19 protein-coding genes are annotated in these 16,697 nt (G+C 59.5%); 6 read left to right on the top strand and 13 right to left on the bottom strand.

Annotation, left to right across the window (positions count from 1 at the left end; genetic code table 11):
- Positions 1-108 precede the first annotated feature (108 nt).
- From FXB41_RS12930 to FXB41_RS12950, 5 genes are read right to left on the bottom strand one after another with little or no spacing between them, the layout of a single operon-like run.
- Positions 109-1,500: an amidase gene (locus FXB41_RS12930; RefSeq protein WP_219682003.1), complete on the bottom strand. Its 1,392-nt coding sequence runs from the start codon at positions 1,498-1,500 to the stop codon at positions 109-111.
- Positions 1,490-2,233, bottom strand: coding sequence for an ABC transporter ATP-binding protein (locus FXB41_RS12935; protein WP_219682004.1), 744 nt, complete (start codon positions 2,231-2,233; stop codon positions 1,490-1,492). Before FXB41_RS12935 ends, FXB41_RS12930 begins: the two co-directional genes overlap by 11 nt.
- Before the next feature lie 3 nt (positions 2,234-2,236).
- Complete coding sequence (locus tag FXB41_RS12940) at positions 2,237-4,027, bottom strand: branched-chain amino acid ABC transporter ATP-binding protein/permease (RefSeq protein ID WP_219682005.1); 1,791 nt, start codon at positions 4,025-4,027, stop codon at positions 2,237-2,239.
- 2 nt (positions 4,028-4,029) lie between these two features.
- Positions 4,030-5,058, bottom strand: a complete 1,029-nt coding sequence (locus FXB41_RS12945; RefSeq protein ID WP_219682006.1) for a branched-chain amino acid ABC transporter permease — start codon at positions 5,056-5,058, stop codon at positions 4,030-4,032.
- 3 nt (positions 5,059-5,061) lie between these two features.
- On the bottom strand, positions 5,062-6,276 hold the full coding sequence (locus FXB41_RS12950; protein WP_219682007.1) for an ABC transporter substrate-binding protein: 1,215 nt from the start codon (positions 6,274-6,276) through the stop codon (positions 5,062-5,064).
- A 188-nt stretch (positions 6,277-6,464) separates the two neighbouring features.
- Between FXB41_RS12950 and FXB41_RS12955 the strand changes: the two genes are divergently transcribed.
- Positions 6,465-6,995: a flavin reductase family protein gene (locus tag FXB41_RS12955; protein ID WP_219682008.1), complete on the top strand. Its 531-nt coding sequence runs from the start codon at positions 6,465-6,467 to the stop codon at positions 6,993-6,995.
- A 4-nt stretch (positions 6,996-6,999) separates the two neighbouring features.
- Here the strand turns inward: FXB41_RS12955 and FXB41_RS12960 are convergent, their stop codons facing one another.
- Positions 7,000-7,659 (bottom strand): Crp/Fnr family transcriptional regulator, encoded by a 660-nt coding sequence (locus FXB41_RS12960; RefSeq protein ID WP_219682009.1) that lies wholly within the window; start codon positions 7,657-7,659, stop codon positions 7,000-7,002.
- Between FXB41_RS12960 and FXB41_RS41715 the strand changes: the two genes are divergently transcribed.
- Together FXB41_RS41715 and FXB41_RS12970 are read left to right on the top strand one after the other, a co-directional pair.
- The gene (locus FXB41_RS41715; RefSeq protein WP_219682010.1) at positions 7,643-8,992 is read left to right on the top strand and encodes an acyl-CoA dehydrogenase family protein; all 1,350 of its coding nucleotides are present in this window, start codon (positions 7,643-7,645) and stop codon (positions 8,990-8,992) included. The two genes, FXB41_RS12960 and FXB41_RS41715, sit on opposite strands and share 17 nt — an antisense overlap.
- A gap of 25 nt (positions 8,993-9,017) precedes the next feature.
- Positions 9,018-9,431 carry a RidA family protein gene (locus FXB41_RS12970; protein WP_219682011.1) on the top strand — a complete coding sequence of 138 codons (414 nt, stop codon included), beginning with the start codon at positions 9,018-9,020 and terminating at the stop codon, positions 9,429-9,431.
- A gap of 133 nt (positions 9,432-9,564) precedes the next feature.
- Here the strand turns inward: FXB41_RS12970 and FXB41_RS12975 are convergent, their stop codons facing one another.
- Positions 9,565-9,948 carry a RidA family protein gene (locus FXB41_RS12975; protein WP_219682012.1) on the bottom strand — a complete coding sequence of 128 codons (384 nt, stop codon included), beginning with the start codon at positions 9,946-9,948 and terminating at the stop codon, positions 9,565-9,567.
- A gap of 42 nt (positions 9,949-9,990) precedes the next feature.
- On the bottom strand, positions 9,991-10,698 hold the full coding sequence (locus tag FXB41_RS12980; RefSeq protein ID WP_219682013.1) for a GntR family transcriptional regulator: 708 nt from the start codon (positions 10,696-10,698) through the stop codon (positions 9,991-9,993).
- Between the two features lie 112 nt (positions 10,699-10,810).
- On the opposite strand from FXB41_RS12980, the gene FXB41_RS12985 reads away from it, so the two are divergent.
- From FXB41_RS12985 to FXB41_RS12995, 3 genes are read left to right on the top strand one after another with little or no spacing between them, the layout of a single operon-like run.
- Complete coding sequence (locus FXB41_RS12985; RefSeq protein WP_219682014.1) at positions 10,811-11,653, top strand: ABC transporter substrate-binding protein; 843 nt, start codon at positions 10,811-10,813, stop codon at positions 11,651-11,653.
- A 14-nt stretch (positions 11,654-11,667) separates the two neighbouring features.
- The gene (locus tag FXB41_RS12990; protein WP_219682015.1) at positions 11,668-12,375 is read left to right on the top strand and encodes an amino acid ABC transporter permease; all 708 of its coding nucleotides are present in this window, start codon (positions 11,668-11,670) and stop codon (positions 12,373-12,375) included.
- Positions 12,372-13,121, top strand: coding sequence for an amino acid ABC transporter ATP-binding protein (locus FXB41_RS12995; RefSeq protein WP_219682016.1), 750 nt, complete (start codon positions 12,372-12,374; stop codon positions 13,119-13,121). The genes FXB41_RS12990 and FXB41_RS12995 overlap by 4 nt, the downstream gene beginning before the upstream one ends.
- A 321-nt stretch (positions 13,122-13,442) precedes the next feature.
- Here the strand turns inward: FXB41_RS12995 and FXB41_RS41930 are convergent, their stop codons facing one another.
- The 5 genes from FXB41_RS41930 to FXB41_RS13020 all read right to left on the bottom strand — a co-directional run bounded on the left by FXB41_RS41930 (position 13,443) and on the right by FXB41_RS13020 (position 16,697).
- Entirely contained in the window at positions 13,443-13,637 is a 195-nt protein-coding gene (locus FXB41_RS41930) for an ester cyclase (protein WP_376707498.1), read from the bottom strand.
- Positions 13,638-13,764: 127 nt separating this feature from the next.
- Positions 13,765-14,202, bottom strand: coding sequence for an ester cyclase (locus FXB41_RS13005; RefSeq protein WP_219682018.1), 438 nt, complete (start codon positions 14,200-14,202; stop codon positions 13,765-13,767).
- Between the two features lie 132 nt (positions 14,203-14,334).
- Entirely contained in the window at positions 14,335-14,934 is a 600-nt protein-coding gene (wrbA, locus tag FXB41_RS13010) for an NAD(P)H:quinone oxidoreductase (RefSeq protein ID WP_219682019.1), read from the bottom strand.
- 320 nt (positions 14,935-15,254) lie between these two features.
- The gene (locus FXB41_RS13015; RefSeq protein WP_219682020.1) at positions 15,255-15,713 is read right to left on the bottom strand and encodes an SRPBCC family protein; all 459 of its coding nucleotides are present in this window, start codon (positions 15,711-15,713) and stop codon (positions 15,255-15,257) included.
- Between the two features lie 48 nt (positions 15,714-15,761).
- On the bottom strand, positions 15,762-16,697 hold the full coding sequence (locus FXB41_RS13020; RefSeq protein WP_219682021.1) for a fumarylacetoacetate hydrolase family protein: 936 nt from the start codon (positions 16,695-16,697) through the stop codon (positions 15,762-15,764).

Below are 16,697 nucleotides of genomic sequence, written 5' to 3' on the forward strand. Positions count from 1 at the left end.
CGCGGCGTCCCATCCCGCTTCTGAGTAAAGACAGCTGAACGGGCCGCCCATCAACGAGACGATCGACCTCCAATGAAACCCGCCTTGGTCGTTCGCTGCCAGCAGCTTTCATGGCTTCGTGCCTTGGTTCGCGGCAAGATGTTGAGGCGCAATGCTCTCGATCATGGATGCAGCAGCCAGGGCGAGGCCGTCGCCTCCAGGCGCAGCGCCGATTTGCAGACCGATCGGCAGAACATCGGTTGCGGGGGCATGCCACGGCACCGAAAGCGCGGGGCCACGCGTCAGATTGAACAATGGCGTGAAGGGACACCAGTTGAGCCAGTCGACCTCGCCGGACTCAACGGAATCCGTGCGCGGGGGAAGGCAAGGCATGGTCGGAGTCAGCAGGACTCGGACACCATCGCCCAAAAGCAGCGCCATCTCGTTCGCGATTTCCTCGCGGCGACGCTGAACGGTCAACAGCTTCTCCGCAGACAAGCTGCGTATCGGTTCGATGAATTGCAGTATCGCAGGATCGAGATCTGCACGTTTGCTCTCGGGAACCAGCGAGACGGCAAACGCACATCCAACACGGTAGAGCGTCCCAACAATATCCCGGGCCTCCTGGAGCGGGAGTTCAACCGTTTCAATCTCTGCCCGCGAGGTTAGGGCCTTCAGGGCCTCTTCCCAGCCAATCCGCACCGCGGGATGCAGATGATGCTCGATATGGGCCGGAATGCAGATGCGGAGTTCATGAGAAGTCAACTTCTTCTCAACACGGTTGGACAGCGGCGTCTGAAGCAACGACATCCAGTCCGAAGAGGCCGGTCCGCTCATCACCGACGCCGCCAGGGCGGCATCCGCGACGGTTCGCGTGATAGGACCGACGTGAGGAAGCTGCCAGAAGGCCGCCGGGTAGGGATCAAGTGGGATCGCTCCGAAGGTTGGCTTGTATCCAACAACCCCGCAGAAGGCGGCAGGTATGCGAACGGAGCCTGCGGCGTCGGTGCCTATGCCGACAAGGCCGATCCCGAGCGCAGTCGCGGCGGCAGCGCCGCCGCTGCTCCCGCCTGCATGGCGAGTTCTATCCAACGGGGTGAGGGTCACACCATTGGCGAGACTCTGAGTTAGGCCCTTCCAGGCGAATTCCGGCGTGGTCGTTTTCCCCAAAAAGACAGCACCAGCGCTCCTAAGTCGCGCGATGCTGACTGCGTCCGCAGCCGCAGGCGTTTCGGTTGTCGTCCTCGATCCGCGCCGCGTCGGCCATCCGGCGACGTTCAGGGTATCCTTGATCGTGGTCGGGATGCCGTCGAGCGGTCCGACCTGCTCGCCACGGCAGTATCGCGCTTCGGAGGCGCGCGCCATATCGAGCGCAACGTTTTCATCTACCAACGAGAACGCGTTGATCTCCGCGTTCGTCGTCGTGATCGCGTCGAGATGAGCACGAGCGATCTCGACCGGCGATACGTCGCCGTTCGAGAAGCTTGCGTGCAGTCGAAGGATTTCTCCATCAGTCGACATATACTTGATCCCGCGCCGCAGCGTAGTCTGCGGCACCTCCGAGGTAGGCCTGGCTCAATCTTGGGTCGGCCGACAGTGATCCGCTTGGGCCTTCGAGCACGATTCGCCCGACTTCGAGGACATAGCCGCGATCTGCCATGGACAGCGCGAGCCTTGCGTTCTGCTCGACCAGGATGATCGTTAGCCCGTCGGCCTTGAGTTGGCCGATCACACGAAGAATTTCCTGAACGATCAGTGGCGCGAGTCCGATCGACGGTTCGTCCAGCATTAGCAATCTAGGCCCAGACATCAGGGCACGCCCTACTGCGAGCATCTGCTGTTCACCACCCGACAGCGTGGCGGCCTTTTGCCGGCGCCGCTCCGCAAGAATCGGAAAGAGACTGTAGATACGATCGAGCGATTTCGACGGCGCGCCTGTTCGATAGCCGCCCAAACGGAGATTCACCTCGACTGTAAGATTTCCAAACAACTCCCGTCGTTCAGGGACGAGCACGACGCCAAGAGCAACCAGCTGCTCGGGACGGAGACCGATCAACTCCTGATCCTCCATCAGGATCGATCCCGCACGCGGCGGAGCCAAACCCATGATGCCGTTCAGCAGGGTGGTCTTCCCGGCGCCGTTGGCGCCCAAAACAGTAACGAGTTCGCCGGATGCTACCGAGAGAGCGAGGTTCTCGATAACCGTCGCTCGTCCATACCCCACTTTCAAGCCGCTGATCCGCAGGTTCGGCATCGGTCAGGTCCCCAAATAGGCGGCGATCACGCGCTCGTCCCGCCGCACCTCGTCTGGAACGCCGGTCATCAAGCCCTGACCCCGATCCAGAACGACGACCCGATCTACGCAGTTCATGACAAGGTCCATGTCGTGCTCGACCAGCAAGACCGACGTCCCGGCGCGCTTGAGGCGGTGCAGCAGGCTCACCAGCTTGAGCTTTTCGCCCGTGCGCAATCCGGCAGCGGGCTCGTCCAGCAGCAGCAATCTCGGTCGACTGATCAGCGCTCGGGCGACCTCGACGAGCCTTGCCTGCCCCATTGCCAACCGCGAGGCCGGCTCGTGTGCCAAGCCATCCAGTTCCACGATTTCAAGAGCGCGCCACGCCTTTGCGTAGGTTGCCGCCTCTTCGTTTCGGTCGAAGCCGAACATCCCCGATATCATCCCGGAACGACCTTGCGCGTAAGCACCGAACGCCACGTTTTCGAGCACGGTGCGCTCGGGTACTATTCGCACGTGCTGGAAGGTGCGAGAGACGCCACGATGGACGAGATCGGAGACCCGCGCAGGTGGCGCCGCGCCCATCAGAAGGACGGTGCCTTCCGAAGGCGCGACAAGACCGGTCGCGATATTGAAAGTCGTAGATTTGCCGGCACCGTTCGGACCAATGAGACCAACAATTTGGTCCGTGCCGACCGAGAACGAGATGCCTTGCAGCGCCTTGAGACCACCGAAGTTCTTGGCGATACCCGACACTGACAGCAGATCCTCGCCGGCGGTGCTGCGCTTGGACGGTGCGAGCTCAATGTTGCGAGCTGGGCGAGAGACGGAAAATCGCGGCCATACCCGCAGAAGTGCCGACCAAATGCCACCAGGCCAGCGTAGCAGCACACAGATCAGGACCAGCCCGAACACGATCAGTTCGACGTTGCCGGACAAGCCCAGCATTCGGGCCACGGTATTCTGCAGCACCATCTCAAGTGCCGCGATCGCCGTGGCTCCGAGGACCGCGCCAAACGGGTGCGCCATTCCGCCGAAAATACAGGCAATCAGAAGGTTTACGCTTGCCGTGAGCCCAAACGGTGCCGGGCTGAGGAACTTGAAATAGAACGCATAGAGCGTTCCCGACATTCCCGCGAGAATGGCGGCCACGACAAAGACGACCAGGCGCAAGCGCGCGGCATTGACCCCGAAGATTTCTGCCATCTCTGGATCGGTCTTCAGCGCTGCGATCGCTCGTCCGGTCCGGGAATGCAGCAGGCGAGACAATCCACCGCCAAACACCGCAACCAGCAGCCAAACGAGGACTGCGAACGCTCGGTCGTCAGTCAAGGCCAGAGAACCGATAGCGAGCGGCGGAATCTGCCCGAGCCCGGACGCGCCGCCGGTGACGCTGCCCCCCGCCACGATTGCAGCACTCGTCGCAATTCCGATCGCAAGCGTAGCAAGGGGCAGAAAATGGCCTTTCAGCCGCAAGGTAATGGCCCCAACCACCGCCCCGGCGCCGGCAGACGCAGCCACGCCAGCCATGAGAGCGAGCACTGGCGGAACGCCGAGGTCACGCGCCAGGATCCCAGACACGTAGGCCCCTGTGGCCATGAACGCGGCCTGCCCGAGCGATACCTGTCCGGCTATCAGCAAGAGCGTCAGACCCATGGCCGCAAGAGAGGTCAGGCCGACTGTGACGAGGAGCGTCACATCGTACTGCGGGCCGGTGGCTGCGATGATGCCAGCGAACACGAACGCTGCGAAGGCCGTGACCATCGACGCAACCGCGGGCGTACGCCGCAAGATGAAAAAATTTCTCGAGGACATGATCAGTGCTCGTGCGCTTCTGGCGGCCGAACAGCGTTCCGCCAAAGAAGGATCGGTATCACCATGAGAAAGACGATCACGTCGCGGAACGCGCTGACCTGGAATGCCGAGAAGGATTCCGTAAGGCCAACCAGCATGACTCCGATCAGCGCCGTCGGATATTCAACGATGCCACCGAGGGCAGCGGCAACAAACCCCTTCAGCCCGATCGGAAGGCCCATGTCGTAATTGGCGGTGATGAGCGGAGCCAACAACAGCCCCGACAGGGCGCTAAATCCAGCACCGATCGCGAAGCTAAGCTGGCCGGCCAGTCGCACAGGTATGCCGCAAAGCTGGGCTCCCACCCTGTTGACCGCGGTCGCCTGAAGCGCCTGCCCCATCAGGGTTCGTTCCGAGAACGCGTACAAGCCGCCCATCGCCAGGACGGCGATGCCGCAGATCCAGAGGCTCTGGTAGGCGATAAAGACGGGCCCCAGAGACACTCCGCCCTCGACCACGGGCGGCACCGACCGCGGCTCGGCGCCCCAGATCAAGACAGCAGCGCCGTGCAAGACCATGTATACGCCAACACTGACGATGAGCAGTACGACTGGCGATGCACCCGACACTGGCTCGACCGTCAATCGATAGGTGAGCGTCCCAAGCGAAGCCGTGGCGGCCAGCGAGGCCAGAACGGCGAGCCAGTACGAACCTGGAAACCTGCTGGCCGCGAACGCTGTCGCGAGCACACCCGCAATCCAGGCCGAACGGATCAACAGCACGCGAATTCTTGCTGACGCCCCAAGATGCTTGTCTGCCACGTCACGGAGCGCAAACGCCGCCAAGCCAGCGGCAACGAGCCCGCTGAGCAGATTGAACGATCCTGAAAGCGCACTCGCGAACGACAGCGCTCCCAAAGTGACATATTCGCCTTGCGCGATGTTCACCACGCGTGTCACCGTGTAGATCACGATCAGACTGAGGGCGAGGAGACCATAGACGGCACCGTTAGTGATGCCGTCGATGAGCAAGAATGAGAGGGTGTCGAGCAAGGTCTATTCCTCGATCAGGACGAACCGCCCGCCCTTGATCTGAGACAGGAACGTGGAACGCTTGTCGAGACCAAGATGGTCGGATGAGGTAATGTTGAAGACGCCGTTCACGCCCGGCCACTCGCGCGTCTTCTCCATGGCGTCCTTGATCGCCACGCGCGTGCCAGCGAGATCATCGCGCATGGCTGCGCCCTCGGACATATTCTGATATGCGTTCACGGCGAGCAGCATTGCGTCCCATGACTGCCCCGCGAACAGGTCGACCTTGCCCTTGCCGTAGGTCCCGTCATAGAGCTCGGCAAACTTCGCGAGCACGGGACCAAGCGGATTGTCCTTCGCGATCTGGTCATAGACGTTCAGCGCACCGACACCGATGATCGCTCCCTCGACATTCGCCTTGCCGATATCGACGAAGGCGTTAATCGACGAGCCGGCCCCGTGATAGATTGGCCCAGTGTACCCAACTCGCTTGAGCGCCTCATGGGCAAGATCAGCAGACGGCGGGATCGCATGGATGTAGATTGCGTCCAATCCCGCCTGCTTGAGGCGCAGCGCCTGCGGCGTGAAATTTGTATCCTGCCGCGCAAAGCGCTCGGCTGATGCGAAATCGATACCGGTCTCCTTTGCGACGGTTTGTAACTCCTTGAGACCACCCTCGCCATAGGCATCTTCCAAACCGAAGAAGCCGATCTTGTTGATGCCGTGACGCTTCATGTAATTGAGCGTGCGCTGGAGCATCAATTTATCGGACGTGGGCGTCTTGAACGTGAACGGGCGATCAGCTGCCGGCTCGACGATCGCGGCGTTCGAAGCCATGGAGATCATGGTGATCTTCGCGGCTTTTACCGTGTCGAGGATGGCCATCGAGCTTGGTGTGGTCGTGCAGCAAACGACGACATGGGCCTTGTCTTCCTCGATCGCTTTGCGTGTCAGGCTGACAGCCTTGGTCGGATCTGAACCGTCATCATAGGAAATGACCTTGACCCTGAAGGGCAAGTCGGTGCGCGCAGACCAGATCTTGTCGAACAGCGCCACTGCATTGCGCTCTGGCGCACCCAGCGCCGAGGCAGCTCCTGTCACTGAAACGATAGCTGCGATACGCAGCTCGGGCTTCTCCTGGGCGGATGCCGCCTGAGGCCCAACGAGTCCCACAGCCGCCGCGGAAATGAATGCGCATAGGCTGGCTGCGATGCGGGCACGCGTCACGGTCTTGCTCATGGAATCCCTCAGGGTTGCTGATGACATTCACACTGTGGCATCAGCGAGCATCCCCGGGCTGTATCTGCGGATACATCCGCAATGAATACAGCTATCCCTATGTGCTCCCAGATACAGCCGGCACACTTTCCAGCGGATAATCGTGCCCTTGAAACGGACATCCAATCGATCTGACAAGAGCCGCTCAAATGAATGGCAGTACGGCTGAAGATTTTCGCAGGTTATTTCGGCGCCTGACCACCGGCGTCACCTTGATAGCAGTGGCCGGGGAAAATGCCCCCGCTGGCATGACCGTCAATTCGCTTACTCCGGTCAGTCTTGATCCACCCCTGCTCCTCTTCTGTGCATCCTTGACCAGCGCGACGGCCAAACGCATCGCGAGCGTCGGCGCATTTTCCGTGAATATCCTTGCAGGCCACCAGCAGGATGTCTCGATGCATCACGCTGGCCGTCCTCTCGCAAACCCCACATGGTGTTGGCGGCAGAGCAGCGGCGTACCTTGGGTCGACGGCGCAAACGCGATCTTTCGTTGTCACCTCGTCGAGGACTACCCTGGAGGTGACCATCGCATCCTAATCGGTCAGATCGATGAAATGTTCGGTCCCGATACCGTCGCGACGCCGCTGCTCTACCACGGCGGAAGATATGCCCGCCTGCCATATGAGGATGGGGATGTCTCGAACATGGCGCGAACCGAGGATCTCTGGTGGACCGGCTAAAAGCTCAGGTCTCCGCGTTGTTCGCGAGGATGGTAAACCCGTCCTCGCTAGACAGCATTCCCTTCTCACGTAGCCTGCCCATCGTTCGCGTAACGGTGACACGAGACGTGCCCGTCATCGACGCAATCTGTTCATGCGTCAGGTGTGTGATGATCTTGCGGCCACGCTCGTGATCGATCGCAAACATCTGGCTCAGGCGGCGCAGCAACTCCAAGATCCGATCCTCAGGATCATTCGAAACCAGATGCTCCAGGCGCAAGGCGAGAATTCGCTGTTTGAGGCTGGTCAGCCGCAACATCGCCAAGGCCAGTTCGGGGTCCGCTCGCAGCAGGGGCTCGATCCGGGCAGTATCAAATTCGAGGGCCTCGGTGGGCTCGATGGCGACGGCTGTGGAAAACCGGGGGAGCCCGTCGAACGCGGCCCCTTCTCCGCACAGCGCGTTCGGTCCCATGTTTTCGAGCACGACCTCGGTGCCGTCTCTTCTGAAGATTGACACTTGCACAAGCCCGGATTTGACAAAGTAAAAGCACGTACTGACGTCATCTTGCCGATAGAGCTGCTCTCCTTCGGCAAAGCGGCGCACCCGCACCTTGCCTTCGAAGGATAGAAGCTTGGCAGCGAGGGCATCCGTCATCCGCCAAGTGGCGGTGGCTTTTTTTGACATCGTCACCGCTCATGCTTCGAAGAATCACCCGGCCGTATCCGGCGATACAGCGCGTCGCGAACGGCTCAGGTACGAAGGGGCCATGATAGCGCGACAGGAGGCAATCGCAATGGTTTTGGCTCAACGGAGCGCCGATGACGCGCAACCGGGCGTGCGCGCGGCCGAGATGGCCGTGGAAAGGACGGCCGCCCTCGTGCCGTGGCTCAGCGAGCAGGCGGCGCGGATCGAAGAGACGCGACGAATCCCGGACGATGTCGCTGAACGCCTGTTCGACACACGACTGTTCGATCTGATGCGCCCCTCGCACTTCGGCGGATTTGGCGTGTCGCCGCGCTTTGCATGGGAAGCGACCTTCCACGTCGCCAAAGCCTGCTCATCGTGCGCGTGGCTTGCGGGACTGACCAGCGCCAACATCATCATGCTCGGCAAGTTTTCGGCCGAGGCGCAAAAGGAGCTGTTCGCGCCCGGCGTATCGCCGATCGTTCCGATGTTGACCGGCGGCGTGGGACAGGACATCAAGATCGAATCCGCCGATGGCGGTATCGTTTTGAGTGGGCGGTGGAGGTATGCTTCCGGCGTAGACGTGTCCGATTGGTTGGGCCTTCTCATCAACATTCCCGGCGAAGGCCCCGCCCCTTCTGCCCACGTCGTTCTCGTCCCTCAGTCCGAATTTGCGGTCGATCACCAAAGCTGGCGCGTGATGGGGATGCGCGGCACCGGCAGCAAGAACATCAGCCTCGGAAAGACGTTCGTTCCCTCCCACCGCTTCATGAACTGGGCCGAACTGCAAGCCGGAAAGAAGCATCCGAGCTGCCCGAATACCGAACCGGTCTACGACTTCCCATTGAATACGGCCAACGCAATGTCGGTCCTGGCCCCGACGCTTGGCGTGGCGAGTGCGTGCAGCGAGGAAAGCATCAGGATCATTCGCGCCCGCGTGAGCTCGGGTAATCAGCAGGCACAGATCAACGACAAGATCGCGCAGGTCGATGCAGGTACCAGCGCCGCCACCATGAGCTTTTTGCGCGATTTCCTGCTTTCCGAGACGGCAGCAATCGAACGACAGATTCGTCGGAGCGGGACTCTTTCGCTCGAGGAACGAGGTCTTAGCCGCACCAAAGTTGCGATCGCCTCGCGTCAGGCGCTGGTCTCTGCCCAACGGCTGTTTGCTGCGCTGGGCGGATCGCTACTTCCTGAAGGCACCCGGATCGAGCGGTTGTTCCGCGACATCCACGCCATGAGCTCGCATTTCCTGCTGCAGCCCGAACCGATCGCAGAGGCGTACGGCCGCTCGCTGCTCGGCCTCGAACTGCCGCCAGGAACGCGTCTCTGATCAAGGCCACCACGAAAGGACCCTCATGACAAAGACAACCTACAGCTCCAAGAGCCCGATCTTCGCTGCCGCCGGCGGAGGGTCGATTTTTGACAAGTTTCAGTATTCGTCGGCGGTGAAGGCAGGCGGCCTCGTTTTCATTGCCGGACAGATCGGCCTCAATCCCGATGGATCCATGCCTGATACATCCGAGCAGCAGTTCGTCAATGCGTTCGAACGGCTCAAGCTCGTTGTGGAGGACGCCGGAAGCCAGATGAGCGATCTGGTCGAGCTCGTCTCCTATCACGTCGGCCTGAACTCGCATTTGGCCGACTTCATGAGGGTGAAAGAAAAATACGTTCCGGCGCCGTTTCCGACCTGGACGATTCTTGACATCGCCGGTCTGGCACGTCCGGGCCTCATCATCGAGATCAAGGCCGTTGCCGTTGCACGAAACTGAGCACAAGCACTGATCGCTTCCTCCCAGACTTGGATCGGGGCAGATCGGTCCCGATCCATTTTTTTTGGCCGTTAGTCCGCCAGCTGAGGACCTGGTCGAGAGGATCGCCGATCTCGTTGACGGTTGGAAGCCGCTACGAACGCAGCCCAACGACGGCCTCAACTTCGATCAACATTCCAGGAATCGTAAACGCCGCTATCCCGACAAGCGTACTTGCGGGCCTGCATGAGCCAAACACCTTCTTGCGAACCTCATTGACCTTGCTCCGGTCATTCACGTCCTTGAGAAAGACGTTGATCTTCAGGACATCGGAGAATGAGGCGCCGGCCGCGGCAAGAACCTCGGCCATATTTTCAAACACCTTCCGGGCCTGCTCGCTGATATCGTCGCTCACGACACTCATATCCGCGTTCAGCGGCGACACACCGGACACGAACAGCAAATCTCCCCAGCGAACCGCGTCCGTATAATGACTGACCGGCTCGTGCAGAGACTCTACCCTAAATTCTTGTCGCATTTGAATTCCTGACTTGAGCTGGCTGTGGGAGATGCCCTGTTGTCAATTCGACAGCGCGTCCGCGCTCATGAATATGCTGGCTTGAATTGCATCGCGCGTGCGCATGATGTGCAGTGAGAGGATGTTGCAAGCGGTCTCCTTGTCTCGCCTGAGTGCGGCGGCAACCAAGGCGTCCTCCTCCTCGGTGAGCGAGACCAGCTGTTGAGGCTCCAATCTCGCTGCACGACGGTAGCGATCGAAATGATCGTACAAGCCAAGGCAAAAGCGCAAAAGCCATGGCGATCCACATCCTTCGACGAGGCTGAGGTGCAGGGCTCGATGTCGTCGCTCCCATTCCGCCCCGATCTTCTGTGCGCCGCTCTCGACCTGGCGCGAGATCAATCCGAAATGATGGTGGCGTTTCACCAACTCGCCTTCCCAGTCCTCGCTGCCTTTCTCAATCGAAAGAGCGAGCGCATTCGTTTCGATCTCTGAGCGCCGCGCTGCAAGATCGAGCAAATCCGCTTCCGTGAGGGCTCCTGCACGAAAGCCTCGCTGACCCGAAAGCAGCAGAAAACCCTCCGAGCTGAGACGAAACATCGCCTCCCGAAGCGGGCTCGTACTCGCTCCATACCTCTGCTTCATCTCCTCGACGCGCAACGGCATCCCCGGCTTGAGGACACCAGTGAGAAGGTCACCCCGCATCTTCTCGTAGATGCTTTGCGCCAGGGTCTCGTCACGCATTTGAAACTCCAATTTCGCCTTCAGCATATCGCAGATTCCCGGGTGCCGATGACCAAATTTCCATCATCACCTGCTTATTGCACAATCACCGTATTTTCGAAATTATCCGCTTTGCATTGTTATTGCTGGTGAATTTCACGTGGCATGCTTCCTGCTAAACCGCCTTCGTCAACTGGAGGACAATATGCGAAACACTGTTCGAGCGATTGCTGCCACAGCATTTCTGGCGCTTGCGACCCATGCTGAAGCCGAGAGCGATGCACCGGTGACGCCCGGCACTCTGACCTATGGGACAGCCGCAACATATCCGCCGTTCCAGTCCGTCGAGGATGGCAAAATCGCCGGCTTCAGCGTCGACCACGCCGAGGCGATAGCAGCCAAGCTGGGCTTGAAGACCGCCATTGTGAATCTGGATTTCGGCGGCCTGATACCGGCGCTGCAAGCCAGGCGCTTCGACGTCATCAACTCGGCGATGCGCGTTACCGAACAGCGAAAGGAGCAGGTCGACTTCATCCCCTACATGCGCATTGGGACCAACATTATCGTTCGTGCCGGCAATCCAAAGAACGTTAGCGGACGTGGCGACGTGTGCGGGCTCAACGTGGCTGTCGAATTGGGCAGCACGATCGAAGCTTTCGCGCGAGAGGACAACGACAATTGCGTGAAGGCTGGAAAGGCCGCGGTCAACCTGATGACGTTTCCCGGCCGACAGGAAGCTGCTCTGGCCGTCCGACAATCTCGTGCCGATGCCTTCTACGACACAACCCCGGCTGCTGTTCTGGCCCTCACCCGATCGCCGGATAGCTTCCAGATTGTTGGCGAGACGTTTGGATTCACGGAGAACGGCATCGCGCTGCGTAAAGGCGATCCCATCAAGGCCAGGATCGAGAAAGCACAGGCCGAATTGATTGCAGACGGAAGCTACGACGCTCTTCTGACGAAATACAAGTTTCCGAAGGAGGTCGCGGTCACTTCACGGTAATCGCGGATCCACCGATGCAGTCAATCAACATCATCATTGAATATCTGATGTCGCCGGCATTCCGGGCGGGCGCCATCGTCACGCTCGAAATAAGCATCTGCGGTCTCGTTGGAGGCCTTTTGATCGGACTCTTTCTGGCTTTGCTTCAGCAAAGCGCGGTCCCCGGCGAACGACCGTTTCGGCTTTTCTATCTGTGGTTTTTCCGTGGAACGCCGGTTCTGTTCCAGGTGATCTTCATATTCAATGTGCTTCCAGCCTTTGGCATCGTCCTGTCTGGGTTCTCCTGCGCCGTGCTGGGCCTCGCCCTCAACGAAGGGGCCAACATGAGCGAGATCCTGCGCTCCGGACTGCAATCCACAGTCAAGGGCCAGCGACTGGCCGCCCGGGCATTGGGCATGGACGAATTCCGCATTCTCAAGCTCGTGGTTTTCCCGCAAGCGATGCGCGTGGTTCTCCCACCGATCGGCAACGAATTTATCAATATGCTGCGGCTGAGTGCCCTGGTTTCCGTGATCGCCGTGCAGGAGCTCACACTGGTTGCAAATCAGGCCGCATCCTCGAGCTTCCACTATTTGGAGGCACTTTCGGCGGCGGGCATCTACTATCTTGCGATCACCACCATCTTCATGGCGCTGCAACATGTCTCTGAACGCTGGGCCGACCCCAGGTCTCGCAGGCAAGCTGTACGGAATATGGTTCTGAACGATGTGGAAGCGACATGAGCACAGCCAAAGACATTCTCCTTGAGGTCGCCGCGCTTCACCACGCCTACGGAACTGGCCGCGCCACCTTGAATGGCGTCTCGTTCTCCCTCGCGCGCGGCGAAACCTTGTGTGTCATAGGCCCGTCCGGCTCCGGCAAATCAACGCTGGTGCGGTGTATCAACGCGCTCGAACCCATAAAAGGCGGGCGCATCGTCTTTCAAGGACAACATGTGACCGGATCCGAGCGACAAGCAAAAGCGATGCGCCGGCGCATCGGCATGGTGTTTCAGTCGTTCGAGCTGTTTACGCATCTGACGGCGGTCGAAAACGTCGCTCTCGCTCCCATCAATGTTTTGGGCGTGGAGAAAACCGCCGCGTTCCGTCAGGCTCTGTCCTTGCTTGATCGCGTCGATCTCAAGGACAAGTTCGACAGATTCCCGGATGAGCTGTCAGGCGGCCAGCAACAACGAGTCGCGATCGCACGCGCGCTGGCCATGGAGCCCGCGCTGATGTTGTTCGATGAACCAACCTCTGCACTCGATCCGGAAACGGTGCGAGAGGTCCTCGACGTCATTGCGTCGCTCAAGAGAACGGGCATGACCAGCATTGTCGTCACCCATGAAATGGAGTTCGCGCGCAGCGTCGCCGACCGTATCATCTTTATGGATGCCGGAGAGATAGTCGAAGAGGGGCGCCCTCACGATTTTTTTTCTGCACCACGTAGCAATCGAGCTCGGCGTTTTCTGAATTTTCAGAACTCGTAATTTGTGCAGGTACCGGCCGCGACGGCTCGTCAACGTCCTGCTTCGCGTTCGATCTTTAGGCGCTCTTCGGCTCCGCGACGTAGATACTCTAATTGGTCAAGCAAACCTTGCGGATCGACCAGAGGATTCGGGTCGCCTGGCTTGCGTTCGGCCGCGTTCCTCACGAAGCTCGGTCAAGCCATTGGGGAATGGATGCTTGTGAGATGAACGGAGCGAGTGGGCTGGAATCCCCGGCTTGCAGCCGCCCAAGTAAGGAACAATTGTACACTTCGGCACTTAGCTGATTCCTTTGTTGTCGAGGAAGTACCGTGGATCGCAATTTCAAGAATGAAGTCTTTTGGTCGAGCGGACAACGACCTTGTTTCCGTCCTGGACGAGATCCTCAATCTTAATGTCGAAATCGGGAAATGCGCTCACCAACATGGCCATTACTGCTTTTGCGCCCTGCGGACCGCGCGGAGCGTTCGGCGGCGAAGGGATGGGGCGCCAGTATCTTCTCAAGCAGTCCCACCTCATCGCGCGCAAAGGCCTCGTACCATTGCGACGCGATTTGCCTTGGCTCCTTCGCCGCTGGAGCAGCACTCGCCTGAACTGCTAGAAACGAACCGGCGATCAATGCGATGAGCGATTTCAGGCGTCCAACTCAACCCTGCGACAGCGGAGCGATGGCGCCCAACTGCTGCATGACCGAGTAAAGGTTTGCCACGCCCCAGTGCGCGGTGATCTTGCCGTTGACGACCTGCATCGCATCGACCGTCTCAAAACTGACTTTGGTTCCTGTGCCAACGATGCCGAGAAAATTCCCTCGATGCGTGCCGTGATACGTCTTGAAGGTGGTGACCACATCACCGTCGACGCGTTGCCAATGAATCTCCGGCGTGAAATCGGGGAAGGCTTCACGCAAGCGCTTGTAGAGGGCGAGGACACCGGCCTTGTCGCGAGCACCACCGGGCTGCGGCGTATGATCGAAGAACTCGTCCGCAAAGAGTTCGCTGAACAAGGCCCAGTTTCCTCGGCCCTGCACCTCCTCACTGTTACGGCGAACGACATTCTTGGCGGTCTCACCGACGTTGGCAGCCATTGGAATCTCCATCTTTAATCGCTCGGTCCATCGATGTCATGCTGGTTCGACGGTCGACTTGTGATTGATAGGGTGACCGATGGCATCGGAGTTCCCCACGAGCGGACGATCCCGCGCTGATCGTCTGATGGGTCACGCGAAGACCTTGCCTGCGAGCCTGGCGACCAGTTCGCCCTGGTGGCGGGCGCCCTGGAGCTCGATCTCTGAAGGCTGGCGAGAACCGTCCCCGCCGGCCACGGTGGTCGCGCCATAGGGTGCGCCGCCGACAATTTCTTTGATCGTCATTTGACCGGTATGGCTGTAGGGCAGTCCTACGATTGTCATACCGAAGTGCAGCAGGTTGGTGATGATCGAGAACAATGTGGTCTCATTGCCGCCATGCTGAGTGGCACTCGATGCGAAGGCAGCGCCGATCTTGCCGTGCAACGCACCTTTCGCCCATAAGCCACCGGCCTGATCGAGGAAAGCTGCCATCTGCGATGACATTCGCCCGAAGCGCGTGCCAGTCCCAACGATGATCGCATCGTAATTTTCCAGTTCGGCCACAGCTGCAATCGGAGCGGACTGATCGAGCTTGAAGTGGGAGCTCCTGGCAACTGCCTCCGGAACGGTTTCCGGCACTCGCTTGATGGCGACCTGGGCACCGGCGCTGCGCGCGCCTTCCGCCACGGCTTCGGCCATTTTTTCGATGTGGCCGTAGGAAGAATAATAGAGAACGAGAACTTTAGGCATCGCGAGCTCCTGAATTTGGGGCGCGTTCATTTCCGCGTCGACACTCGCAACATGCCATCGGTCTGGTTAACTAAATAGTCGAATAATCTCGACTGTTACGTTCGATCGTTTCGAACAGCGTCTACGTGGGCCGCCGTGTTGCAATCACCAGGAAGCCGCCGCGTGGCGGAGGAGAATCCTGAGGGCTCGCGACTAATTCCCGCGGGCACTCAACGGCCTCGCGTCCGCGACTTTCCTGTCGAACTCAATCGAAGTACAACGGAGGGCGGCGTGGGTTCGCGCCGATGCTGAAACCGGCCGCTCTTTTCTTCTTCGCTTCGTCATGAAGCGTCGGACGACTGCACTTCATTCGCGAAACTGACGAAGAACTGATCTGCCAGCTTCTTTGCAGAGCCGCTGATCAAACGCTGCCCCAGCTGCGCCAGCTTTCCCCCGATCTGCGCCTCGACGCTATAAGTGAGCAAAGTGCCTCCATCTTTCTCCACCAACGCAACTGTCGCGCCGCCCTTGGCGAAACCTGCAACACCTCCCTCCCCTTCGCCAGAAATCCTGTAACCATTGGGCGGGTCCAAGTCGCTCAAGGTAACCCGTCCACCGAAGCGCGCGGACACGGGACCGACCTTCATCTTGGCGACCGCCTGAAACTGGTTCTCTCCGGAACTAGCCAGCTCTTCGCAGCCGGGGATACATTTCTTCAAAACGGCTGGATCGTTAAGCTTCTGCCACACCACCTCGCGCGAGGCGGGCAGATGAACTTCACCATTCATCGTCATGGCCATGAAAGATACCTCCCGACATCACGCTCCGCAGGTTGCGGAGCGGAGTTGTTAAGCCCCGGTTCCAGCCAGGGCGTATTTTCCGGTTAGCTGCGGCGCAATGGAATCCAAACCCTTACTGTGCCTCTCTAGCCTCAACTCGCGCGACCAGGTGCGCTGCAGATCATCTCTCACCTTGACACGGAGACGTCCTAAGCCCTCGGTCTCCAGTTCGACCACGTCTCCGTGCTGAAATGCATTCAGGCCGCAGTGATCTGTGCCCGTCGCCAGGATATCTCCTGGCATCAAGGTTTGGATGGAACTGACCCAGGCTATGCTGTCCCTAACGCCGGTAATCATCTTGCGCGTATTGAAGTCCTGCTTTATCGCGCCATTGACCCACAGGCGAACCGCCAAATTCTGCGGTTCTTCAATTTCATCACGGGTCACGATGAACGGACCGATCGGCGCAAACGTGTCTCGCGATTTCATCTGGAAGAACGAGTTTGTCGTCGGCTGAAGACCTCGAGCCGAGCCGTCGATGAAATTCAAGTAGCCGAACACGTAATCCATTGCGTGTTCGGCATCGACGTTACTCGCAGTCCGCCCGATCACAACGGCCATCTCTGCCTCACCCTCGAACACGCTGGCCGGGACGTCCGGGAGCACCATCGTCTCGTCGTGGCCGATCAATGCGCTGGGCGATTTGTGAAACGCATTGATATGCGAGGACTTGATCAGACCATCGTCATAATTCACTGCCATACAGACGATCGTACGCGGCCTCGGCAACGGGGTGCGTAACCTGACTTCGGCAAGCGGAATTGGCCGGCCGCTGATCGCGGCATTTTCAACGCGACCGCGATAGTTGGCGAAATTCCCGATCAAGCCGGCCATCAGATCCTCGGGTGCGCGCCGGGGAAGATCACGCAGCTCCGCGCCGACGTCGACAATTCCCCCGCCCGTCACCACACCAAGCCGATATTCATCGAAATATGCCAGCTTCAT

Origin of the sequence: Bradyrhizobium canariense (assembly GCF_019402665.1) — a bacterium.
GTDB classification, from domain to species: domain Bacteria; phylum Pseudomonadota; class Alphaproteobacteria; order Rhizobiales; family Xanthobacteraceae; genus Bradyrhizobium; species Bradyrhizobium canariense.